The 23,127-nt window shown below is 49.2% G+C and carries 18 protein-coding genes and 1 pseudogene; 14 read left to right on the top strand and 5 right to left on the bottom strand.

All coding sequences use genetic code 11. The features are described 5' to 3' along the window. The first annotated feature begins 24 nt into the window (after nt 1–24). The 12 genes from ACQ4MX_RS02215 (at nt 25) to ACQ4MX_RS02160 (ending at nt 15,597) form a co-directional block, all read left to right on the top strand. Nucleotides 25–1,986, top strand: coding sequence for an IucA/IucC family protein (locus tag ACQ4MX_RS02215; RefSeq protein ID WP_431089093.1), 1,962 nt, complete (start codon nt 25–27; stop codon nt 1,984–1,986). Further along, nucleotides 1,977–3,866 (top strand): IucA/IucC family protein, encoded by a 1,890-nt coding sequence (locus ACQ4MX_RS02210; RefSeq protein WP_431089091.1) that lies wholly within the window; start codon nt 1,977–1,979, stop codon nt 3,864–3,866. The genes ACQ4MX_RS02215 and ACQ4MX_RS02210 overlap by 10 nt, the downstream gene beginning before the upstream one ends. Then, nucleotides 3,860–4,621, top strand: coding sequence for an HpcH/HpaI aldolase family protein (locus tag ACQ4MX_RS02205; RefSeq protein ID WP_431089090.1), 762 nt, complete (start codon nt 3,860–3,862; stop codon nt 4,619–4,621). Before ACQ4MX_RS02210 ends, ACQ4MX_RS02205 begins: the two co-directional genes overlap by 7 nt. 24 nt (nt 4,622–4,645) lie before the next feature. Then, nucleotides 4,646–5,875 (top strand): type III PLP-dependent enzyme, encoded by a 1,230-nt coding sequence (locus tag ACQ4MX_RS02200; protein WP_431089089.1) that lies wholly within the window; start codon nt 4,646–4,648, stop codon nt 5,873–5,875. A 138-nt stretch (nt 5,876–6,013) separates the two neighbouring features. Then, nucleotides 6,014–8,059 (top strand): IucA/IucC family protein, encoded by a 2,046-nt coding sequence (locus tag ACQ4MX_RS02195; protein ID WP_431089088.1) that lies wholly within the window; start codon nt 6,014–6,016, stop codon nt 8,057–8,059. A 106-nt stretch (nt 8,060–8,165) separates the two neighbouring features. Next, a complete protein-coding gene (locus tag ACQ4MX_RS02190; RefSeq protein ID WP_431089086.1) occupies nt 8,166–9,782 on the top strand; it encodes a helix-turn-helix domain-containing protein in 1,617 nt (538 codons plus the stop codon). A gap of 97 nt (nt 9,783–9,879) precedes the next feature. After that, nucleotides 9,880–10,884 carry an ABC transporter substrate-binding protein gene (locus ACQ4MX_RS02185; protein ID WP_431089085.1) on the top strand — a complete coding sequence of 335 codons (1,005 nt, stop codon included), beginning with the start codon at nt 9,880–9,882 and terminating at the stop codon, nt 10,882–10,884. A gap of 110 nt (nt 10,885–10,994) precedes the next feature. After that, a complete protein-coding gene (locus tag ACQ4MX_RS02180; RefSeq protein WP_431089084.1) occupies nt 10,995–11,999 on the top strand; it encodes a FecCD family ABC transporter permease in 1,005 nt (334 codons plus the stop codon). Next, nucleotides 11,996–13,087, top strand: coding sequence for a FecCD family ABC transporter permease (locus ACQ4MX_RS02175; RefSeq protein ID WP_431089082.1), 1,092 nt, complete (start codon nt 11,996–11,998; stop codon nt 13,085–13,087). The genes ACQ4MX_RS02180 and ACQ4MX_RS02175 overlap by 4 nt, the downstream gene beginning before the upstream one ends. A 101-nt stretch (nt 13,088–13,188) precedes the next feature. After that, on the top strand, nt 13,189–14,004 hold the full coding sequence (locus ACQ4MX_RS02170) for an ABC transporter ATP-binding protein (protein ID WP_431089081.1): 816 nt from the start codon (nt 13,189–13,191) through the stop codon (nt 14,002–14,004). Continuing rightward, entirely contained in the window at nt 13,976–14,842 is an 867-nt protein-coding gene (locus ACQ4MX_RS02165) for an IucA/IucC family C-terminal-domain containing protein (RefSeq protein WP_431089080.1), read from the top strand. Before ACQ4MX_RS02170 ends, ACQ4MX_RS02165 begins: the two co-directional genes overlap by 29 nt. 122 nt (nt 14,843–14,964) lie before the next feature. Further along, a complete protein-coding gene (locus ACQ4MX_RS02160; RefSeq protein ID WP_431089079.1) occupies nt 14,965–15,597 on the top strand; it encodes an RraA family protein in 633 nt (210 codons plus the stop codon). A 56-nt stretch (nt 15,598–15,653) separates the two neighbouring features. On the opposite strand, the pseudogene ACQ4MX_RS02155 reads toward ACQ4MX_RS02160, so the two are convergent. After that, nucleotides 15,654–15,772: pseudogene (locus tag ACQ4MX_RS02155) on the bottom strand (YlxR family protein); the annotation flags it as partial. Nucleotides 15,773–15,838: 66 nt separating this feature from the next. Here ACQ4MX_RS02155 and ACQ4MX_RS02150 point away from each other — a divergent pair. Next, a complete protein-coding gene (locus ACQ4MX_RS02150; RefSeq protein WP_431089078.1) occupies nt 15,839–16,849 on the top strand; it encodes an AraC family transcriptional regulator in 1,011 nt (336 codons plus the stop codon). A gap of 170 nt (nt 16,850–17,019) precedes the next feature. Here the strand turns inward: ACQ4MX_RS02150 and hslO are convergent, their stop codons facing one another. Together hslO and ACQ4MX_RS02140 are read right to left on the bottom strand one after the other, a co-directional pair. Next, on the bottom strand, nt 17,020–17,901 hold the full coding sequence (gene hslO, locus ACQ4MX_RS02145) for an Hsp33 family molecular chaperone HslO (RefSeq protein WP_431089077.1): 882 nt from the start codon (nt 17,899–17,901) through the stop codon (nt 17,020–17,022). Between the two features lie 31 nt (nt 17,902–17,932). Then, nucleotides 17,933–18,415 carry an Rrf2 family transcriptional regulator gene (locus ACQ4MX_RS02140; RefSeq protein WP_431089076.1) on the bottom strand — a complete coding sequence of 161 codons (483 nt, stop codon included), beginning with the start codon at nt 18,413–18,415 and terminating at the stop codon, nt 17,933–17,935. A 342-nt stretch (nt 18,416–18,757) separates the two neighbouring features. Here ACQ4MX_RS02140 and ACQ4MX_RS02135 point away from each other — a divergent pair, with 342 nt between their 5' ends. Next, nucleotides 18,758–19,771 (top strand): LLM class flavin-dependent oxidoreductase, encoded by a 1,014-nt coding sequence (locus ACQ4MX_RS02135; protein WP_044647141.1) that lies wholly within the window; start codon nt 18,758–18,760, stop codon nt 19,769–19,771. A 69-nt stretch (nt 19,772–19,840) separates the two neighbouring features. On the opposite strand, the gene ACQ4MX_RS02130 is transcribed toward ACQ4MX_RS02135, so the two are convergent. Then, the gene (locus ACQ4MX_RS02130) at nt 19,841–21,421 is read right to left on the bottom strand and encodes a sugar hydrolase (RefSeq protein ID WP_431089075.1); all 1,581 of its coding nucleotides are present in this window, start codon (nt 21,419–21,421) and stop codon (nt 19,841–19,843) included. A 22-nt stretch (nt 21,422–21,443) separates the two neighbouring features. Further along, nucleotides 21,444–22,847: a glycoside-pentoside-hexuronide (GPH):cation symporter gene (locus tag ACQ4MX_RS02125; protein WP_431089074.1), complete on the bottom strand. Its 1,404-nt coding sequence runs from the start codon at nt 22,845–22,847 to the stop codon at nt 21,444–21,446. Between the last annotated feature and the right edge of the window lie 280 nt (nt 22,848–23,127).

The raw sequence follows: 23,127 nt of genomic DNA, 5'->3' as shown, positions 1-23,127 counted from the left end.
CAGGAAGGGAGAGAAAGAATATACATGCTGACACAATCAACGGAGATTTCCACTATCGCTGGAGAGCTGTCCAAAAGCAGGATCTGGGCGGAGCAAGCGACACTGCGGGCCCTGGTCAACAGCTATCTGCGGGAAACGCGACAATTTGACCCAAGGATCAAAGGGGAAGCACCGAAAATAAAGGTGATTTTACCCCGGATCGGGTTGCAACTGGCGGGAACCCTGCACCATTTCTCTGCAACCGGGCAACATGTGTATGGGAGTGCTTGGTACGAGGTGGAAGAAGGAGGGACGTACAGGCCCCTGGAGATGGATGGAGTTATACAAAGGCTGCTGGATGAGATGAGCTACCACGCCAAGCCCGAGCAAAGGGAAGCAGAGCAGCAAAAGATGAAACAGCGTATTCGTAACAGTGTGCACAAAATGATGCTCTTTATGGATCACCATGTGAAGACCACAGGCGAGAGCAAGCCAAAGTCTTTCTCAAGTACAGAAGCCCACCTGACGTATGTACGTTCGGAGCAGTCTTTGCTGATCGGACACCCTTTTCATCCTTTTCCGAAAAGCACGGAGGGTTTTGCCGATTATGAGCTTCCGTTATACAGTCCCGAGATGGGTGCGGCGTTTCCGCTGTATTATTTCGCGGTTCATGAGGATAACGTGCAGGAGGAATGGATTGGTGAAGAGCATCGCAGGGATGCCATTGACCCGTCTGTGCGGCTCCATGCTCGGCGTCAATGGGGAGAGGAGTTGGCGCGATATCGCATTTTGCCCATGCATCCATGGCAGGCCGAGCAGGTGTTGCGACAATCCTGCATTCAAAGTTTGATACGTCAGTGGGTGTTGATTCCTTTGGGCGCGCTAGGCCCTGTCATTTATCCGACTTCTTCGATACGAACAGTATGGGATTTAAAAACCGGAAACGGCTATAAGCTGCCGCTGCATGTGCGGATTACCAATCTTGTACGTGACAATACACAGGAGCAGGCTCGGCGTACTTTGGATGCTGCGAAGGTCATTCATGAGCTTTCAGCCGACTGGTCGTCCCATATCCAATCCGAGTCCTTCAAGGTGCTGACAGAAACGGGATACACCCGCGTATGCTTCCAGCCGAATGAGGTAGCGAAGCGAACGGAGAATCCAGAGTCTGCTAAGGATGCAGGGCTTTCACAGGTCACCACGACTGATGCAAAGTATGACGCAGGACATGAGCATAGCGCGGCGGCAACGGAACGAGAAACAGCGACGATTCACGAGCTGGAGCAATTGTCTGACCAGTTTACGGTTCTTTATCGACCGATGGACCTGAACCCTGAATCCACCTATGTAGTGGCTTCCTTGCTGGAGTCGTTGCCGGGTGAACAGGAGCCGCGGCTTATCGGGGTGATTCGGGACAATTATCCGAGTAAAAATGGAGAACGGCCTGACCTGTTAGCTTGGCTGGAGCGGTATCTTCACATATCCATGGTGCCTATGCTGCGTTTGCTTGCGGTGAAAGGTATCGCCTTCGAAGCCCATGTACAAAATTCGCTTCTATCCCTACAGGACGGATGGCCAGAATGCTACTATGTGCGGGATTTGGAGGGTGTAAGTATTGTGCGTGAACAGGCCGAGGCAGCCGGATGGGTGGGTTCACTGATTGCTGAGGACAGTCCCGTATTGTACGGCGCAGAAGAGCCGTGGATGCGTACCCGTTATTATTTCTTTGTTAATCATTTGGGGGCATTGATTCATGCCCTTGCGGTTCATGATCAGCATAGTGAGCAGGAGTATTGGAGGGTGGTACGCAAGGTATTGGAGCAATTACAGGAACAAGCTGCAAGCTCTTGCCCCCGTCTAGCCGCCTATATCCAAGATTTATTGACCGCACCTACGCTGCCTGCCAAAGCCAATTTTACAAGCTGTTTTCAATCCAGGGGGGATACGCCTTCGTTTATCCTGATCCCTAATCCAATTCATTTTCGTGAGGTGACTTCATGTCTGTAACTAACATTTCGGATCATAACTTTTCCACAAGCAATTTTTCTACAGCTCCCGCCAGCCATGCTTCGACCACTCAGCGCTTCATTCAGGCGCTCCGCTCGGATACCTTTATGCAGGTCGAGCAGCGTATTATCCGTCAACTGATTCAGGCATTGCTATATGAAGAAATTTTGCCTTATGACACGCATAACGATTCCGTGGATAACGGCGATCAACATTTTATATTGTCCGGCAAGGACATTACAGGTCGCCCTGTCCAATACCGCTCTGTCGGAAAACAGATGAACAGCTTTGGGCGCATTCGGCTGGTTCCTGTTCCAATCATACGAGTGGGAACAGACGGAAGCAAAACGACAGCCACGCTGGCTGATTTTGCAAATGAGGTCCTCAGCGCCGCACAGCAGGGTGAACGACTCCAGCGCTTCATCGAGGAATTGGAGCAGACCTTGCTAAAGGATGTACAGGCGCAAAGCTCTTTCAACGCGCCATTTCTGGCGAATGACCAGCGTCGATATGATGAGCTGGAGGGCAATTTGGGGGACGGGCATCCCTACCATCCATGCTATAAATCCAGAATCGGCTTTACGCTGGCAGATAATGAGCTGTATGGTCCCGAGTTCAAGCAGCCGCTCCGTCCTGTTTGGCTGGCCATCGCCAAAAGCCATAGCCGGGCAGGGCAGTCGCAGGCGATTGAGTATGAAGCATTTATTCGCCAAGAGTTGGGAGAAAGCGAAGTTGCACGCTTCCAAGCCTTGTTAACCAGCTACGGTCAGCAACCGGAAGCCTATAGGCTGATGCCTGTCCACCCGTGGCAATGGCAGCAGGTCATTTTACCCCGGTTTCATCAAGAGCTGGCAAATCAGCGGATCGTGTGGCTCGGTGAAGCGAGTGATGTGTATCAGGCGCAGCAGTCGATCCGCACATTGTCCAACCGGACGACACCGGAGCGCGCGTATGTGAAGCTGTCGCTGAGCATTACGAACACCTCGACCAGCCGGATCATGGCTGGACATACAGTGATGAACGGAGCGCTTATCACGGACTGGCTGCATGGGTTGCTGGAACACGATGAATATGCCGCACAGCAGGGATTCTTTGTTTTGCGTGAGGTTTTGGGTATCACGTATGACTATGAGCAGCTTCCCGAATATCGTCAGGCGAAAACCTACGGCTCACTAGGGACGGTCTGGCGGGAAAGCATCCATGGCTATTTGCAGCCGGATGAGGATGCGATTCCTTTTAACGGAATATGTTATGTGCAAAAAAACGGGGTACCCTTCATTGATCCGTGGGTACAGCAATTCGGCGTAGAGGAATGGACACGGCGTGTGCTGGAGGCCACGATATCGCCGATTATTCATATGCTGTATGCGCATGGAATTGGCATGGAATCCCACGGTCAGAATATCATTTTGATCCACCGGAACGGGCAACCAACACGGGTGGCGCTTAAGGATTTTCATGATGGTGTCCGGTTTTCTGTGAAGCATCTGACAGAGCCGGAGAAATGCCCCGATCTTCATCCTGAGCCGCCAAGTCATGCCCGAATTAACCGCAATTCGTTTATTAAAACGAGCAACCCGGACGATGTACGCGACTTTTCTTACGATGCTTTTTTCTTTATTGCAGCCGCTGAGCTGGCGATGTTCCTGGCGGAGCATTATCAGTTGGACGAGCAGCGCTTTTGGGAAATGTCCGCACAGGTCATTCATGATTATCAGCGCCAGCATCCTCAGCATGAGGAACGATTCCGTCTGTTTGATTTGTTTGCCCCGACTGTACAGATTGAAGAATTGATGAAACGGCGGCTGCTTGGGGATGAGGACCTTCATTTCAAATCGGGAATGAATCCGCTGTATGCCTACCGGGAGCCGACATGCTGACTGTAAATCGGCTTCAGGAGAAGCTGCGGAAAGGACAGGAGGCATTTGGCCTCATCGCTTCCATTCCGGCGGCGCTTACGGTCGAAATGATCGGACATGCCGGATATGACTTTGTGATCATTGATATGGAGCATGTCATGGTCAATCCCGAGACGGTGGAGCATATGATCCGTGCTGCGGAAGCCGCACAAATCACACCCTTGGTGCGTGTGCCTGAAGTCGATGCGAAGGAAATACTGCGCGTACTGGATAGCGGAGCGCAGGGGATCGTTGTTCCGCATGTGGAGAGCAGGGAGCAGATGGAGATGCTGGTTCAGGCTGCTAAATACAACCCGGAGGGCAAGCGAAGCCTGAACAGCGGCAGACCTGCCGCATTTGGCAAAGGAAATCTGGTGGACTACATGAAGCGAGCTAATGAACAGATTATGCTGGTGCCCATGATTGAGAGCGGATTGGGTGTGGAACGCATCGCGGATATTTTGTCTGTACCGGGCATTGGAATGGTGCTGGAAGGAGCAGCGGATTTATCCCAATCGTACGGGGTGCCGTGGCAGATCGATGCAATGATTGTACAGGAGGGGCTACAGCGGATCTTTGAAGCTTCACAGCAAGCAGGTATTCCGTATTGCGCCATTCCGCGCAGGGACGGGGAATACAGCGTATGGGTGGAAAAAGAGGTTCATGCCTTCGTACTGGGTGATGAGCGGGGAATTGCTTTTCGCGCCTTGCAAAAAAGAAGGTCTGACCTACGCTAGCCCTTAACATAAAGGAGGAAGAACATGAGTCAGCAGCTTGTTACAGCATTATCTGGAGGGCGGATCATTCCGTATGTGGAAAAAATTATCCAGCAAACACGGGAGCGAGAGCAGCAGCCGGTATGCGCATATATATATGACCTGGGCGCACTGAGAGAACGGGCACAACGTTGTGTGAGCAGCTTGCCCGACGATTGCAGTTTGTTTTACGCGGTCAAAGCCAATCCCGATCCTCAATTGATCGCCAGCCTGCTTCCCATCGTAAAGGGCTTCGAAGCTGCATCTATTGGAGAAATTCGAACTATTCGTGAAGTGTCAGCCGACATGCCGATTATTTTTGGAGGTCCAGGGAAAAAGGACGCTGAAATTGAGGAAGCGTTAGAGCGGAAGGTGATGTTGATTCATGCCGAAAGTCTGCATGAATTGCAGCGTATCGGCTGGATCGCGGAACGCAGACAGCAGCGTGTATCTATTTTGCTGCGTATTAATTTGCGGCGTACCTTGCCGGAGGCGAGCATCACGATGTCCGGTCGGCCCACTCAGTTTGGTATCGACGAAATTCAGGTACCAGAAGCGATCCGACTGGCCCAAAGTCTGTCGTATGTACAGTTGGAGGGCTTCCATATGCACTCTCTGTCCAACAATCTGGATGCCCGGCTGCATGCACGAATGGTCGCTACGTATTTGCAGTGTGTGCAGGGCTGGATTCAGGAGCATGAGCTATCCATCCGCTATCTGAACGCGGGCGGCGGCTTTGGCATTTCGTATACCGATCTGGCGCGCAGGTTTGAATGGGATGATTTTATGGAGGAATTGCATCAAGTGTGGGAGGAATACCGCATGCCCGGCATCCAGCTCATTTTTGAGTCCGGGCGCTATATGGTGGCGCACTGCGGGTATTATGCGGCAGAAGTGATCGACCTCAAAACAAATCATGACCAGCATTACGCCATTATTCGCGGGGGAACGCATCATTTTCGATTGCCAGTGTCATGGCAGCACAACCAGCCTTTTGATGTGATTGCTGTTGACGATTGGCAGTATCCTTTTCCGCGAACAGAGCGGCGACAAACAGCGGTGACCATCGCGGGTGAGCTTTGTACGCCCAAGGATGTGCTGGCGCATGAAGTGTATGTAGAGCATTTGCGGATTGGGGATGTTCTGCTGTTCCACATTGCGGGAGCCTATGGCTGGACGATTTCCCACCATGATTTTCTCAGCCATCCACATCCACATTTTTACTATATAAACTGATTGAGAGTTACCTATAGCGCCACTACGCAGACGGATGGTGCTTCCCATCGCCCCAGCCCCCGGATTTTTAAAATAAAGCCTATGATCAGGGTCGAAATCAGTCAAAGCAACACTAACATTAAGGAGGAATGAATCCATATGAAGTACACAACAAGCACGACCCCGGTGCTTTCATCCGAAGAAACAACGCTTTTGCAGAAGAAAAAGCAGGCTGAGAACCATGTCATGCAGGATCTCATCAATACATTGCTGGCGGAAGGATTTTGGGAGCATGCCGATGTTGAACTGTTGTCTATTCCGCAATGGCAAAGCTACTATACTGCTGTCCATCCCGAATTAGGCGAGCTATTTGCTTTTGCCGATCCTGAAGCTATTGCGAATCCAAAGGGAGAAGCACCTCCCAACGGTCGTTCGGTCAGCCTTTACCGCTGGTGGGTGGATCGGGAGCAGGAGCACAGTCTCGTTTTTCCTGTACAAGCTGCGGTGGTTCAACCCTATCGTTATCTGCGAGCAGGTGGCGTGTATGAAATTCGGCGTCTGTCAGAGGATGGTGGTTTTGGTACAGAATTTCTTCACCCCGTAACGCTGATGCAGCGTGTGATTGAGGGATGTCTGGATGAAGAATACCGCCAACAGGAGGGAGTAGGAAGGTTTATCCAGCTACTGGAGCAAACGATTGAACAGACCACATGGTCGCTGGATAGCGGATTGACGGATGAAAATATACTGGAGAAATCGCCCTCGGAGGCTTTTCAACAACTGGAACGATATTCTTCGCTGCGTGATCGTCCGTTTCACCCCGCATCCAAGGCCAAAACAGGCTTGAACGAGGAGGACTATCGCCAATATATCGCTGAATTTAGGCAAGACATTACACTGAGCTGGGTAGCGCTCCGAAAGGAAGCGGTGATGACTGGAGTGGGAATCGCACAAGGGCCTCATTTTGCGGACACAGAAACAGAAACAGTAGCAGCGACAGTCGAATCGGACACACAGCGCCCATACGATGGACAGCAGCCGGACGATCTTCTTCTGTCCATCTCCGAGCGTCAGCTAGTAGAGCAGGAGATGCAGGAACGCGGATTAGCAGCGGATTATATTGCAATCCCCGTTCACCCGTGGCAGCTCACGTATATGCTACCCCGGCATTTGCACGTCGAGCAGGTGGACAAAGTATGGATTCCACTGGAAGTGAAGGCCGGAGCTTTCCAGGCAACCTCGTCTGTGCGCTCCCTGTCTCCCAAGGATGGCGGGCAGAATTATGTCAAGCTGCCGTTGGGCGTGTTTTCATTGGGGGCATCCCGCTATCTCCCTGCGGTAAAGCTGATTAACGGGGATCGCGGACAAGCCATGTTGAAGCAAGCCAAGACACGTGACCCGCAGCTTCAGGAACGCTTATTTTTATGCGATGAAGGCTCCTGGTGGACCTATATGTCGGAAAATGGCAGCCTGTATGATGATCCACCCCGGCACCTGGCTGCGATGGCGCGTATTTATCCGCATGAATTGATCCATGATCCGGCCGTTCGCCTTATCCCCATGTCTGCGTTGGCCGCAAGCCAGCATCATTTTTTCCGGGAATGGGCCGCTGAGCGTGGACTTCCGGACACGGCAGAATCGGTAAAACAACTGTTCGGTGAAGTGTGCTCGACATTTTTTGAAATCATGCTGCGCTTGTATCGGATCGGGCTCATGCCTGAAATCCATGGGCAAAACTGTGTGCTGGTTTGGAAAAATGGCAAGATCGAGCACATTTTGCTGCGTGACCATGACTCGGTGCGTCTGCATCTGCCCTGGCTGACAGAGCAGGGGATTGCCGATCCTGAATACCAAATCCGGCCCGGCTATTCCAACAGCCTATATAATGAAACACCGAAGAAATTGTTGTTCTACCTGCAAACCCTTGGTATTCAAGTCAACCTGTACGCCATCATAGATACTCTTTCCGGTGTTTATAACATAGACGAGCCATCCCTGTGGTCTGTACTAAGGCATCAATTGGAAGAAGCGATTCAGCACGTGCCTTTCAAGGCTGCCGTTCGTCAGGAAATCGAGCATATTTTATTTGAAAAGTCGGACTGGCCGCTCAAGCTGCTGGTTAAACCTTTGCTGGGGCAGTCCGGCGTACCCGGCAGCATGCCATCTGGTCAAAGCCGTATACAGAACCCGTTTCATCATTTATAAGCTTGAGCGCAATTCCATTTTGCAAAATCCGACCCAGTCTATATATAATGAAAAGAGTTCTCATAGAATCGAGAATAATTATCGATATATAGAAAGGCTTGGAGCCATGAATACGCAGGATCAATCCTTTACTTCATTTCTTTATAAACTGCAAGATATTCAGCATGTGTGCTCTGGTCGCTCTTCCTCCCGGCAAGAAACGTCTTTTCATACCTTATTATTGTTCAATGAAGGCGAAGGGGATATAGCGATTGATGGAATGACGTACCCTCTTTACCGTCAAAAGGGCTTTATGCTCGCTCCCGGCGCAGTCTTGAAGCTCCATATGCTGTCCGGCGCTCCGGCGGATTATTATATTATTCGTTTTCTTGCATTACAGCCGTCCGGGGAGCCGGACCGTTACATACCCGCACCAGCGCTTGGACCACATGAATGGATCATTTCCCACTTTCGTTTTGTGATGGATATGGTCGAGGAGATCAAGAAGAAGCATCATTGTAATAGCGTGTGGGACCAAATGAAGGCCAACATTGTATTTCAGGAAATGCTGTTGTCCTTGTTTCAGCATACCAGCCGTGATCAGAAGCCCGATGTGCAGCAGGCGGTGACGCTGACCCTCCATTATATGGAGCAGCACTATGCTTCTGATGTTACGCGGGACAAGCTGGCAGAGCTGGCAGGAATGAGCCCTGATTATTATTCGCGTATGTTCAAAAAATTGATCGGCAAAAGCCCGATGGAATATTTGACGGACATTCGTATCAATCATGCGAAGCAGGCATTGGTGCTCACTCGTGATTCCTTTCGTTCTATTGCTCACGGTGCCGGATTTAGCGATGAGTTCTATTTTAGCCGCAAGTTTAAAGCCGCGACCGGACGCTCTCCCTCAGCTTATTTGAATACAATCCGGTATTCCGATAAAATCGCTTCGCTCAAGCATCTGTTAACCGGACATTTGGTTGCATTGGGTATTGAGCCGTACGCGGCGGTCATCAACAAGGCTTATCCTGTCACCGAAGGCTTCCGCAATACCATTTCGGTGGGTGAGGTACAGCCCGATTTGGAGAGGCTGATGTCAGCCCGACCGGATCTGATTTTAACCTGTGAATTTAGGGATTTTGAGAAGTCGAAAAAAGAAAAAATGTACGAGCAGATTGCGCCCACCGTCACCGTGCCTTTTTTTCAAAACTGGCGCACTCATTTTCAGTCGATTGCCCGGATAGTCGGCAAGGATACGGAAGCGGTGGAATGGCTGGAGCGATATGAAACGAAGGCTGCGACAATTTCTCGAAAGCTCAGGCAAAAGCTCGGCGGGGAGACTGTGCTAATCGTCGGAGTGGGGAACCAGAAAATGTGTGTGTATGGACAGCGGAATGTGGGAACAGTGCTGTACGGGGATCTAAAGCTGGCTATGCCTGCGGGAGTGGAGGCTATTGCCCATTACCGTGAGGTGACGGTGGACGATCTAGCTGAATATGATGCGGATCGCATCATACTGACATGTTTCCGCCATTATGGAAATGCCTGTGAAGAACAAACGATTCAGCAAGAATGTCTGGCACTGTGGCGCTCTCCTGAATGGCAGAAACTGAAGGCGGTGCAAAGCGGAGCAGTACATCATATGTGCGATAGCCGACATCTGTATACATGCTATACTTCATTGTCTCACGACCTGTTATTGGACAAAACAGTCACGTTGTTATTGTCTGATTCGTCCAAATAAAGGACGCTAACGTCCATGTTCATCATGGCCCCCCTCCCTATAATTAATAATGAGAATCAATATCATTATTGGCGATCTAAATAGGGGGAGTAGAGAAATGCAAGCATCAGGCAAGGGGAGTATATGGATTGCGCTCATAGTTGTATTGCTGCTTTTATCAGGCTGTGGCACTGGAGACGCGGGCAAGAGTGCGGATTCCGGTGGAGCGACTGGAACGGATAAAGGAACGACGGAACCACAGGGAGCGGCTTCAACCGATTCGGTGCGTACCATTGAGCATGTGTTGGGTAAAACCGAGATTAAGGGGACACCCAAGCGGGTCGTAACGCTGTATAACGGAGCCAACGATGTTATGATCGCCTATGGTATAAAGCCTGTGGGGATTGTGGAGTCCCATGGAACGGAGCCCGTGTATGACTATTTAAAAAAGGATCTCGCAGGGATTCCCACGGTCGGGTTGGAAACACAGCCGAGCTTGGAGGAGATTTATAACCTGAAACCGGATGTCATCATTGCAACCCGATTCCGTAACGAGGCGACGTACCAGCAATTATCGGAAATTGCCCCTACCGTGGCCGTCAACGAAGTATATGAGTGGAAGGAAACCGTAAAACTGATCGGACAAGTGTTGAATCAGGAGGACAAAGGAACACAATTGCTGGCGGATTGGGATCGGCGTGTAGCGGATTTCAGGACGAAAATGGGTGACCGTCTGCCGATTAAGGCCTCCATTGTTAATTTCCGCGCGGACCATGCACGTATTTATTATATGGGCTATGCCGGGAAAATTCTGAAAGAGTTGGGCTTTACCCGCCCTCCTGCACAAGAAGGGGATCAGTGGGGAGTTAAAGTCAACAGCAAGGAAAGCATACCCGATATGAATGCAGATACATTGTTCGTATTTAACTCCGGTAAGGATCAGGCAGCGATTGAAAAAAATGTTGAAGCCTGGACCCGTCATCCTCTATGGAAAAACCTTGATGCATACAAGAAAAATAGCATTTTTAAGGTCGACGAAGTGAACTGGAATTTGGCTGGAGGTTATCTGAGCGCGAATCGGATGCTGGATGATCTTTATAAAATGTATGATCTGAAATCATAAACCTACATGACAATAAGAACAACGGAAATATAGCAGAGGGGTGAGGGGTTATATCTCTCATCCTTCTTTTATGTTGTACCAGGCTGTTGGAAGAGTGAGGCTATGCAACGATGCTAACGACAAATTTAAGAAAATGGACTGGACTTGGTGTATGCCTGATTTTGTTGACAGGAGCTTTATCTCTTGGCCTACTGATGGGTAGAACGCTAATTAATCCAAATTTTATGATTTCTTCCTTATTTCATTATGATGCTCAAAATGTAGAGCATGTGCTGATACATACCGAACGTTTGCCGCGCACGGTCATTGCTGCTGTTGTAGGCGCGAGCTTGGCGATGGCAGGAGCCTTCATGCAGGCACTTACTCGCAACCCGTTGGCTTCGCCCAGTACGTTCGGTATCAATGCGGGTGCTTTGTTCTTCGTCTCTATCGTAGCGGTCGCGTTTTCGGTCGAGTCCATGATGTCTCTGATGGGTTTTGCCTTGATCGGCGCAGGACTAGCGGCTGTTCTGGTGTACGTCATCGGATCATTAGGCAGGGATGGTTTGACGCCAGTCAAGATTGTATTATCCGGCTCTGCCATTCACGCTTTGTTTATGTCGATGATCCAGATTATTTTGGTGATGAATGAAACGGGGATGCAAAATGTGTTGTTCTGGATGGCAGGCTCTGTCAGCGGACGTTCGCTGGAGATGCTACAGCCTTTATTTCCTTTTATGCTAGTGGCTGGGATCTCGGCGATGTTTATGGGTAGAGCGGTAAATCTGCTCGTGACCGGGGAAGATGTAGCGAAGGGCTTGGGGCAAAATATCTTATGGGTAAAATGCGCGATGGGCCTGATTATTGTGGTGCTGGCTGGATGCTCTGTTGCTATTGCGGGGGCAATTGGCTTCGTCGGCCTGATCATTCCGCATGTGGCGCGTGCTTTGGTTGGTGCGGATTACCGCTGGATTACCCCTTTTTCGGCGGTACTGGGTGCTTTGCTATTGGTGTCAGCGGATACCGCAGCCAGAGTGCTGATTTCGCCGCAGGAAATTCCGATTGGCGTCATTACAGCTTTGATCGGGGTTCCCTTTTTCGTCTACATTGCCCGTAAAGGGGTGGCGTGGAAATGAAGCGTGTGAATTTGAAGCATGGGACTGGCAGAGACGGCATAAATGCGAAGCGTTATGTGACGCTGCGCAGCAGGAGCGGCAGGTTTCATATCCAGCTGGAAAAGAAAGCACTATGGATGATGTGTGGACTGGCCTTGGCGCTACTGATCATGGGCGTGATGAGTGTAGGCTGGGGAGATACGTATGTGCACCCTTGGGAAGTGCTTCGAGCGATATGGGGGCGTGGCTCAGGCGATTATGATTTTATTTTGTATAGGCTGCGGTTTCCACGAGCGCTTACAGGAGTGCTGGTTGGTGCGGCTCTGGGCATCGCGGGAGCGGTGCTTCAGGGCATTATCCGCAATCCGTTGGCATCCCCGGATATCCTCGGGATTACAGGGGGAGCATCCGTAGCGGCAGTTACGTTCATTGCTTATGGGGGAGCTGTTATGAGCATTCAATGGCTGCCTGTGGCGGCTGTCGCTGGAGCGCTGGTCGTATCGCTGCTTGTGTATATATTGGCCTGGAAGGATGGTGTGACACCAATCCGACTGGTGCTGGTGGGGATTGGTTTGGCTTCTGCTATGAGTTCGATTACGACGCTGATGCTGGTCATGAGCTCGTCCTTTACAGCCGGCAAGGCTTATATTTGGCTGACGGGCAGCGTGTATGGAGCATCGTGGAATAACGTATATACGATGCTGATTGCTGTTGTGATTTGCACACCTCTGGTTCTCTATTTTTCACGCAGCCTCAACACACAGGAGCTGGGAGATGATGTGGCTACCGGCTTGGGAGTGGAGGTGCAGCGGCATCGTGTGATGTTGCTGCTGCTCAGTGTGATTCTTGCTGGAACTGCCGTAGCAGTTGCGGGAGCGATTGGTTTTGTGGGTTTAATCGCGCCGCATATTGCGCGCAGATGGGTAGGCCGCTCTATGGGTAGCCTGACGCTGGTGTCGGCGCTGGTAGGAGGATTGCTGGTGTATCTCGCCGACTTGCTGGCCCGAACGGCTTTTTATCCGATTGATATTCCCGCAGGCATTTTTACAGCAGGGGTGGGCGCACCATTTTTCCTGTATTTGCTGCTCCAGCGTCGAAATCGGCATTAAAGCCAAGCTGGAATTTTTTTGAACACTTATGGGTGTTTTTCTTTTTTAATGGAATATACAAGATCTTAAGTTCGCAATTTATAAAAGGGGAGGGAAGCTGCATGGGTTTAGAGGTGAAGGACCTGATGATTAACTACGGGACAGATCCGGTTATTCAAGAGCTGGACCTGCAAATTCCGGAGGGAAAGATAACGGTGCTAGTAGGCAGCAATGGGTGTGGAAAATCGACGATTTTGCGTGCCATGGCGCGGCTATTGAAGCCTGCGGCGGGAGCGGTGCTGCTGGATGGTCAGGCTATTGCCCAGTTACCCTCCAAGCAGATTGCCAAAAGGCTATCCATTTTGCCGCAGGGACCCTCAGCGCCGGAAGGACTGACCGTGTATCAGTTGGTCAAGCAGGGTAGATATCCACATCAGAGCTGGCTGAAGCAGTGGTCGGCAGAAGATGAAGCACAGGTACACAACGCGCTGCAAGCGACACAATTGGAGGATTTTGCGGATCGTCCAGTAGATTCCTTATCTGGCGGGCAGCGCCAGCGCGCATGGATTTCCATGACTTTGGCGCAGGGGACGGATATGATCTTACTGGATGAGCCGACGACCTATTTGGACATGACGCATCAAATTGAGATTTTGGACCTGCTGTTTGATCTGAATGAACGAGAAGGGAGGACCATTGTTATGGTGCTGCATGATCTGAATCTGGCTTGTCGCTATGCGCACCATATGGTTGCGGTATACGATAAGCGCATTTACGCGCAGGGAAAACCGGAAGAAATCATGACCGCAGAGACGGTGGAGAAGGTATTCCAACTGCGCTGCCAAGTCATTCCTGATCCTTTGTACGGAACACCGATGTTTATTCCTCATGGAAAGGGGAGGAAAATGGATGCCGTACGCCAAAGGGTCTTCGTTTGAACCTGCGGAATGGTCGTATCTGACGGAAAAATTGCGAATAGACAGCAGTGGTGAACAGGCTCCATCCGGACGGTATGATCTACCTGCCAGCGAATTGCTGGATGCAACTCAATGCGCCATGTATCTGGATCGGCTGGCAGGGCTACATGATTTTTCTTCACGCAAGGTAACGGCCTCTGTTTTGGCGAAGCGGTACGGTTTTTTGATCGTGTCCCCGGCTCTGTATGCCATGTCGGTGTATAACAAGATGCTGGAAGTCGAGATTGCCGATTGTGTGATTCAATCTGCTTTTGTCAAGGATACCTGGCTTCCAAAGTTGCATTTGAACAGACTGCTGGTTACGGAATATGACAGCGGAAAGAAGGGGGAGGATGGGGGAGACATCGGTCTGGAGCAGCGTCATGCTTGGCGTGATCATATCATCCGGCATGTATTTGCAGAGCATTTGGCCCCGATGTGGCGATCTCTGTCCGCTGTTGCTTCCATTCCAAGGACGATATTATGGGAAAACACCGCCATCTATGTTTATGCGCTATATGAAAACCGTATCCGGCAGGAGCTAAAAAGCGGGGATCGGTTGCGAACGGAAGGGGATTTTAAATATTTGACCTGTGAAGCTCCGGCTCACTTGTTTGGTGAACGGCAAAATCCACTGGCCCGGTATTTTGGCTCTCCCCGTACAGAGAGAGCGGCCATACCTGTGACCACATCGGTAACCGCTGCGCCCACTGCGGCTGTGAAAGCTGTACGTGTTCGCAAAACCTGCTGCTATTTTTATCAGATGAAGGAAAAGGGCAGCTATTGCCCTACCTGTCCGAAGATACATTGTACGAGCTAAGTATGAGCTACGATGCTTGGGCTATAGTGAGCTGAAAATTTTGCCTAAGCGCCATTCCGCCTGCTTTGATTCCTAGATGTATAGTGTGAGTTTTGGTTAGATCACGAAAGGGGCTGGTTTGTATGTTTCGGATTCAACCACGGGTACAGGGTGTAACGAAGGAGCTGCTGGAGCTTTATCAGCATGTTAGTGCTTCTACCCTTGGGCATTTCACGGATTTTGGATGTATGCAGGGGGCGCTGCCGTTGTTTCGTCCCATTCGTTTGCTGGGGAATGCAGTGACCGTGAGGCTTCCCCATCTGGATTCCACCGCTGTTCGTCATGCACTGGAATTGGCACAAGCGGGTGATGTGCTGGTTGTCGATATGTCCGGTGACGACGCCAGAGCCTGTTGGGGAGAATTTAGAGCCTATGTAGCGATGAAAAAACAACTGGCTGGTGTGATTGTTTCCGGTTGTGTCACAGATGTTGGTGTCTTGAACCAGCTGCAATTTCCCGTCTTTTCCAGAGGGGTTAGTGCCTTGACTACACGTACACTGGAACTGGAGGGAGAGGTGAATACGCCGATTAGCCTGTTTGGGGTCAGCGTACATCCGGGTGATCTCATTTTGGGTGATGACGATGGCGTAGTTGTAGTGAAGCCGGAGGAAGCATGGGAATTGGGGGAAAAAGCTTTGGAAAAACAGCGCAAGGAGGAGCTTACGCGCAAGCAATTCGGATACGATCATCTTTTGAATGCCCGGCTGGAAAAGTAGACATTGCACGCGCGTCAGGTGTCCGGTATAGTGTGGATAAAGATTTTTCCATCCTTGGCGCCGCGTCCTGCTTTTTTACCCGTCAGATCTATTTGGATACCCTGATCCTGAGTACGTACAATCCGCACAAGCTCCTTTTTAGGAGTATTTTTTTACATGCAACGCATTGACGCAGGGGGACTTTTTTTGTTTATTGTCAATCTCATCGCATGACATCTGGGAGAGAGCAGGAGGGAAAACGATGAACCACCAGCAATTGGATGAATTTCTCAGAAGCCTGGATGCTGTAGAGGAAATACAGATTCGCACCGGAAAAAATGTGAACGATTTAGAACCCCTAGGGTTTCATATTACCGAAAGCGAAATAGGACATGAGATTCTTCGAATGCAGGGCAAATATTTTTTTGACAGCGGTTCCATTTATATGAGCAAGCACCATCGTTTTGCGGACATGCCCTTACACAATCATGATTTTATTGAAATGAATTATATGTATTCCGGGGAATGCAGACAGGTTATTGACGGCAGGGAAATTAGGCTGGAGCAGGGGCAGATATGTATTTTGGATATGAATGTTCCGCACAGCATTTACGCGCTTGGGGAAAATGATATTTTGGTTAATTTAATTATGAAAATGGAAGCGTTCTCAACCACTTTTTTTGGACGGTTCAGTAATACGGGGATTGTGGCTGATTTTCTGGCTAACGCGGTATCCCGGGACAGACGACACAACCGTTATATTTTATTTCATTCCCAGCAGCATGAGAATGTACAGTATATTTTTAAAAATATGCTGTGTGAATTTCTATCCCCCCAGGATTATGCTCAGCAGATGCTAAGCCATTATGTGCCTTTGCTGCTTACCGAACTGATGCGGGTGTATCAGCTGGATATGAATTTTGAGCTGGATCATAAGCCGGGTAAAGCGAGCATTATTGATATTTTGCAATACATTGAGCAGCATTATCGGGATTGCACGCTACCCCAATTGGGGGCGGCATTTAGTTTTAACGCTAATTATCTGGGGAATTTGCTTAAAGAGCAGACAGGCAAAACCTTTCGGGAGCTTGTCCAAACCCAACGGATGCTGCACGCGGAGACGCTACTTCGCCATACGAACCACAGCATCAGCGAAATAGCGTACGAGGTGGGATACGAAAGCCTGGGCTTTTTTTATCGGAAATTTAAGGAATACTCAGGCTATACGCCCAGTCAATATCGTGAGTGTCAGGGGCGGGTGAATGAGGTTTGAGATTGACAACAAGGCTCGAATAAAAGGAAAAGAGCTGTCCCTTAGTAGCTAAAACTACCTTGGGAACAGCTCTTATTAGGAGATTTTGCTTAGTAAGGATTAGTCTCTTCCTTGGTTAGTACCAGCACTGCGAAGCAAGGCACCGATGTTGCAGGATAGACTTGCTGCAATTATGAAGTAGCCGTTTCTAGCATGCCTTCGAGATCTTTTTTGGTCAGATGGTAATGCTCGTTGCAAAAATGGCAATGTGCTTCGGCCTGTCCATCGGTATGGATCATATCTGCGATTTCCTCACTACCTAAGCTGATAATGGCATTAGAAACTCGTTCCTCAGAGCAGGGGCAATGGAATTGCACAGGCATGGTTTCCAATACTTTAATATTGTCTTCTCCCAAAATCTGTCCAAGTATCTGCTCCGGCGTCAGTCCTTGCATGACCATAGAGGAAATACTCGGAATGGCCTCAAGGCGTCTCTCAATAAAACTGATTACCTCTTCCTGCGTACCCGGCATTAGCTGAATAATAAATCCGCCAGCCGCCTGAATGGAGTTGTCAGGATTGACAATCACCCCGGCTCCAACAGAAGAAGGAATTTGTTCGGATTGGACCAGATATGAGGTGAAGTCCTCACCCAGCTCACCTGATATAAGAGGGACTTGTCCGACAAAAGGCTGCTTTAATCCGATATCCTTGGATACAATCAGCGCTCCATCTGTTCCAACTGCTCTGGCGACATCTAATTTCCCTATATGATTAAGGTCGAAATGGGTTTGCGGATTTTTTACATAACCTCTAACTTCCCCTTTGGCATTGGTATCGACAAGAATAGTGCCGATAGGGCCGCCACCGTTAATCCTGATCGTCAGTTTGTCCTCATCTTTAAGCATGGCCCCGAGCATAACGCCAACCGTCATGGAGCGTCCCAATGCAGCCGATGCTGTTGGCCAGGTATGATGACGCCGTTGTGCTTCACTTACCGTCTCCGTTGTTCTGACGGCGTAAGCCCGGACCTGGTTGTTGTAGGCAAGAGCTTTTACTAAATAATCGTTCATGTTCATGATCCTTTCTGTGATTTCAAATTCTTTACAGAACCATTTTTTCCTGAATCCAGTTTTCCAAAGAAGTAATTTTGGCATCATAACCCGCTTTATAAAAGTCAGCGGATAATGATGCGATGGTTTCCCTTTTCAGAACTGCCTTCCAGGACGTTTCCGCCTCTTCCATCAAATCTGTCAACAGACAGCACTGATCTTCTTCCTTTAATTCAAGCATATCGTTGTAAATACCGCTGGAAGAATAGAGTGTCTGTTGTCCTTCGATCGCAAGATAAATATCAAATACCCGAATATCCTCAGGTTTTTTCTTTAATTTAAATCCACCTTTGACCCCAGGAACAGAAGTAATCAAATCAGAGCTGACCAATTTTCGTAACAGCTTATGAAAATAAGTGGGCGAAGCACCTAATTGTTGGCTGATGGCCTCTCCTGGCAAAACCGCTTTGTCTGGCAGCATTGCGAGTAGCAGGAGGGCGTAGACAGATTGTTCGACGCCTGTTTTCATATGCATTAGCATCACCTCTATACATTCAAAATCTGTAATCCGGCTAATATGGATAATGATTATCCATATAAGTGAATGATAGAGGAGCTTTTCGTAAAAGTAAACTATTTCTCAAAAAAAATAAAAATTTAATTCATTTGCAATTCATAACGGGACACATTATTATATTTGACATATCAATTGATATATCAAATAATTAAAGCGGTGAGGGGAATCGTAAAACGATACTCTGACAGTGCAGCTATTTTACTGATTATATGTGATGGTGAAGGAAATGGGACAGGCGTTTACTTCATCAGTGGTATAGCATTTCACCAGCGATACAAATACAGGGAGGTTCATTGAAAAATGACTATTCGGAACGTTGCACTATCTATACTAGACCTTGCACCTGTCATTGAAGGCGGCACTCCTGCCGATTCCTTCCGTGATACCGTTGCTCTTGCCCAGCATGCCGAGCAATGGGGATATCATCGGTACTGGCTGGCGGAGCATCATAACATGCAGGCGGTGGCCAGCGCGGCTACTTCATTGGTTATCGGGCACGTAGCTGCGCATACCAACAAGATTCGGGTAGGCTCAGGCGGCATCATGCTGGCTAATCATGCTCCGCTCATGATTGCAGAGCAGTTCGGAACGTTAGAGTCACTGTATCCGGGACGGATTGATCTGGGACTAGGTAGGGCTCCAGGCACAGATCAGCCTGCCATGAGGGCGCTACGGCGAGGGCTGCACAGTACTGGTGAAGATTTCCCGGAGCAATTAAATGAGCTGCGTTCCTATTTCAATCCAGCGCTAAAAGGGGGAGTTCCGGGTGTACGGGCGGTCCCGGGAGAAGGGCTGGATATACCGATCTGGCTGCTAGGATCAAGCGGATTCAGCGCACAGTTGGCAGGTCAGCTTGGGTTGCCGTTCGCGTTTGCCAGTCACTTTGCCCCGGCTCATTTACTACAGGCTCTGGAACTGTACCATCGCAATTTCCGTCCATCGAAGGCACTGGATAAGCCGTATGTGATGGTTGGCGTCAATGTGGTTGTTGCAGATTCTGACGAGGAAGCACAGTGGCTTTTCACTTCACAAGAACAGCAATTCCTCAATGTGATACGCGGGCAGAGCGGGAAACTAAAGCCACCAGTTGATGACATGGAGAAGCTGTGGAGTGAGCAGGAGAGGGAGGCGGTTCGCGGCAATATGCTGGGGTATTCTGCAATCGGTAGCCCTGATACGGTCAAGCAAAAGCTTGATTTTATAATGAATCAGACGAGAGCCAATGAGCTGATTACAACTTCTCATATATATGATCATCAAGCGCGCCTGCGGTCGTATGAGCTGCTTGCCCAAGTGATGCGAACAGACGAGTAGTTAATCAAATAGTAAGGCCGTGCCGAAAAAGGTTCTCACAACCCGATTCTGGCACGGTCTTATTGCATTTTAAAGCTTATACTTACGAATCAAATAGGTTGGGGTGCAGCTCCACGCGTGACAGTAGCTGTTGATCAGATAACTGCCGTAGGGAGAAAAGGCTTTATTATGGGGATCGTACAATTCCCAGAACGTGTCCGCTCCATCCCGTAGCATACCTCCCCAGTAGGACTTGAGATGTTTTACGGCTCCGTCCCGGTCACCTGTGATCAGCAAAGCTTCGACCAAATAGTGATGCATATACGGTGTCGTCAGGCCGATATCCGGTTGCTCGGATAGCAAGCGTTGCATGAGAGCTGCGTTTTGCTCTGCATCCAGCACCTCAGCCAAAGCCATCCAGATTTGTCCGGCCCACGAAATTTGGCGGTTGGGACCGCTGACGAAGAAGCCTTGCTTTTCATCCCATAGTTGGGCCAGTGTTGCGGTCGTAACGTCCTCCAACCGCTGGTTCAGGAACGGAAGCTTGTCAGGATCAACCCGTTTAGCCAATCGAATGATCCGTTTTAACGTGTAAATAAGTATGGCTTGAGAAGGGGCTTGCTTATCCAACTGCTCATGCCAGTCGATAAAAGACCACCATTCGTCGGTATGCGGCGGGAGGTGCTGTTCATTCAGACGCTCCAAAGCCAGTTCCACTTGTCGATAGGCTGTCGCCCACAGCTCCTGCAAAGTACTGCTATCCCGAGTGGCCTCAAAGTAATCGTACAAACTGACGGTGAACAACAAAGAATAGTCGAACAAATACGTATCATCCGGTATGAGCGATGGCGTAATGAACAGATTCGCTGCGACTTGGCCGCGGTCATCCGGTACTCCTGCGAACAAGTAGAGGCAGCGTTTAACAAGCTCGTTATTGCCAAAAGTTTCATAATTCGCTAACGCCTGAAGTCGCAAATCGCCCAGCCACAGTCGTCGATCCCGCTTGGGGCCATCCTCGAACACTTCCTGCATACAGTTTTGCAGGGTACGGATGCTGACTTGATCAATATTCCGCAGGAGTGGATCAGCATGTTCCAACGGGACAAGATATGAAGCATCTGCCGAGGTTACAGCCTGAATCTGTATGTCATCGAAGGCTACACGATATTTCATGGACGTATCTTTAATTTCAAATTTGACATAACGGAAACTGTAACGACGCGGTAACTCGATGACACCAGGCAGCACGTCAATATATAGCGTTTCCTCCTGTAGCCATGAGCTGCTAATCCAGCCTGTATAGTTGGAAAAGGGCTCTGCGACTTCGACGGGCATTTCACCAAAGGTCAGCTTGAGATGAAGTGGCGCATCCGGCGGACTGCCGACTGGACGAACAGAGAAGGAAAGATATCCCACCTGATGCGTGCCAAAGTCGAGAACGAATTCATCTCCTTTGCCGTAATGCTGCTGCGACAGCGTGGAAACGGATTGCACCGGATGTGTTTTCCAGCCATGCATCGCGTCTGCATCATGGACAATCTCGACTATTTGCTGTGGATCGACAGTGGACGTATTCAAATGCGGTTGTGCTTGAACTGCCTGGTTAATAAAAGCTTCAATACGTGCAATTTTTATTTTGTCAGCTTGCTGAATAGAAGATGTTTCTGACATGTGAATGCCTCCTTTAGGATAATTAAACCGATTGAGGAAGGATATCTTTATTTCCATGAACATTCGAAGTGTTCTCGCCTTCAGACGCATCCTGCGCTCGATTTCGTTCCTGAATGTCGTTACGGATTTGCGGGAAAATGTGATCCAGACGATAAAAGTACATAATAATCATCGAAATGACCGTTAAAATCAGCGGAATGATGAGATAATTCAGTTGAATGGCGAACAGGCCGGAAGCGCTTTGTGCTTGATTGGGAGCATAATTCCCCCACGTTAAAAATACACCGGAAACAGCACCTGCCAGAGCCATAGCTACCTTTCCGATAAAACCATTCAGTGAAGAAATAAAGCCCGCTGCGCTAATGCCGGATTTCCATTCCCCGTAATCAACCGGGTCGGCTTGCATGGAGAAGTAAATTGCTGTCCGAACGCCGTTCCCTAGGGCAGAAATGACAGCACCGACGATTAAACCGAAGATGTTGGTGCCGGAAATAAGCATGATCAGCATACCTGTAACAGTAACAGCGCTTGCAATCTGGAACAAATTACGTTTGTACATACGCCGGGCAAGCATTGGGGTGACAAAGGTACCGATGATCGGAATAAGGGAACCCATTCCTGCGACCAGACCGATCAGATCCGGGCGGTTCACATAATACGTGAAATAATAAATCAGACTGCCTTGATGAAAAAACATGCCTCCGAACATAAAGATAATGTTGGCTGCGAAGATGTACCAGGGCGTATTCCCTTTAAGCGCCGAAAAGGTTTGGGCAACCGTCACTTTTTCCTGCCGGAGCTTTACTTTTTCTTCTACATTTTTGAAGGTTACAAAAAACAACATCATACCCACAACCGAGAAAATGACCATCGTCCAAAAGAACCCTTGTGCCTGCGAGCCGTTACCCAACATACGTACAAGCGGCATTGTCAAGACACTAACTGCCGTCGCTCCAATGAAAGAAAAGATAATGCGGGTGGTTGCGAGCACTGTGCGTTCCTGTCCATCACTAGTCAGACTCGGTAAAATGGAAGCCATCGGAATATTGACCATGGTATAAGCCAGCGATAGGCCCATATAGGTGAAATACGCGTAAATCAGTTTACCAACAGGGCCGATATCCGGCACGTAAAAGGTAAGGATACCCAAGATGCCGAACGGAATAGCTCCAAACAGAAAATAAGGCCGTGATTTTCCCCAGCGTGTACGGGTTTTGTCGATAATAATCCCCATTATGGCATCCGCCACACCATCCACAACGCGTGTAACTAACAGCAACGCACTGACCGCAAGTACCTGTAGCCCCATGACATCTGTATAGAAAAACATTAAATAGAGCGTGATCATTTGCCAAATCAAGTTACACGCAAAATCGGCAACTCCGTAACCGAGACGCTGTTTCCAAATGCCTGCCTTTGTAACCATACTCATCCCTCCGTAGACCTCTATGACGCCGATATGACATGATTAGAGGCTAAAATCAGTAGTCCAGCTTCCTTGAAGAGGCTGTGCTTGTTGCAAGTTGAATGAGGCGGCTCCGGATTGCCTTCCAAACTCACATTTATTAAAGCGCTTTCTTTTCCGCATGGCAATTATCGTTTTACAGATCAATGTATCCGTTTTACAGGTTATTCAAAATTAAAATTTATTTTTGATTATTTTTGTATTTCTTATTTTCAAATGAAAACAAAAGTGTTATAGTCTC

This window comes from Paenibacillus sp. 8b26 (assembly GCF_050626875.1).
Taxonomy (GTDB): Bacteria; Bacillota; Bacilli; order Paenibacillales; family Paenibacillaceae; genus Paenibacillus.
Note: the sequence above shows the minus strand (reverse complement) of the source record. Positions and strands in the feature narration are given on the sequence as shown.

Bases quoted from the DNA above. Each gene is read 5' to 3' on its own strand.
- ACQ4MX_RS02130 (WP_431089075.1), bottom strand. From the start codon at position 21,421: ATGTCAGAAACATCTTCTATTCAGCAAGCTGACAAAATAAAAATTGCA.
- ACQ4MX_RS02215 (WP_431089093.1), top strand. From the start codon at position 25: ATGCTGACACAATCAACGGAGATTTCCACTATCGCTGGAGAGCTGTCC.
- ACQ4MX_RS02200 (WP_431089089.1), top strand. From the start codon at position 4,646: ATGAGTCAGCAGCTTGTTACAGCATTATCTGGAGGGCGGATCATTCCG.
- ACQ4MX_RS02125 (WP_431089074.1), bottom strand. From the start codon at position 22,847: ATGGTTACAAAGGCAGGCATTTGGAAACAGCGTCTCGGTTACGGAGTT.
- ACQ4MX_RS02165 (WP_431089080.1), top strand. From the start codon at position 13,976: ATGCCGTACGCCAAAGGGTCTTCGTTTGAACCTGCGGAATGGTCGTAT.
- ACQ4MX_RS02205 (WP_431089090.1), top strand. From the start codon at position 3,860: ATGCTGACTGTAAATCGGCTTCAGGAGAAGCTGCGGAAAGGACAGGAG.
- ACQ4MX_RS02180 (WP_431089084.1), top strand. From the start codon at position 10,995: ATGCTAACGACAAATTTAAGAAAATGGACTGGACTTGGTGTATGCCTG.
- ACQ4MX_RS02185 (WP_431089085.1), top strand. From the start codon at position 9,880: ATGCAAGCATCAGGCAAGGGGAGTATATGGATTGCGCTCATAGTTGTA.
- ACQ4MX_RS02175 (WP_431089082.1), top strand. From the start codon at position 11,996: ATGAAGCGTGTGAATTTGAAGCATGGGACTGGCAGAGACGGCATAAAT.
- ACQ4MX_RS02190 (WP_431089086.1), top strand. From the start codon at position 8,166: ATGAATACGCAGGATCAATCCTTTACTTCATTTCTTTATAAACTGCAA.
- ACQ4MX_RS02170 (WP_431089081.1), top strand. From the start codon at position 13,189: ATGGGTTTAGAGGTGAAGGACCTGATGATTAACTACGGGACAGATCCG.
- ACQ4MX_RS02150 (WP_431089078.1), top strand. From the start codon at position 15,839: ATGAACCACCAGCAATTGGATGAATTTCTCAGAAGCCTGGATGCTGTA.
- hslO (WP_431089077.1), bottom strand. From the start codon at position 17,901: ATGAACGATTATTTAGTAAAAGCTCTTGCCTACAACAACCAGGTCCGG.
- ACQ4MX_RS02210 (WP_431089091.1), top strand. From the start codon at position 1,977: ATGTCTGTAACTAACATTTCGGATCATAACTTTTCCACAAGCAATTTT.
- ACQ4MX_RS02195 (WP_431089088.1), top strand. From the start codon at position 6,014: ATGAAGTACACAACAAGCACGACCCCGGTGCTTTCATCCGAAGAAACA.
- ACQ4MX_RS02135 (WP_044647141.1), top strand. From the start codon at position 18,758: ATGACTATTCGGAACGTTGCACTATCTATACTAGACCTTGCACCTGTC.
- ACQ4MX_RS02140 (WP_431089076.1), bottom strand. From the start codon at position 18,415: ATGCATATGAAAACAGGCGTCGAACAATCTGTCTACGCCCTCCTGCTA.
- ACQ4MX_RS02160 (WP_431089079.1), top strand. From the start codon at position 14,965: ATGTTTCGGATTCAACCACGGGTACAGGGTGTAACGAAGGAGCTGCTG.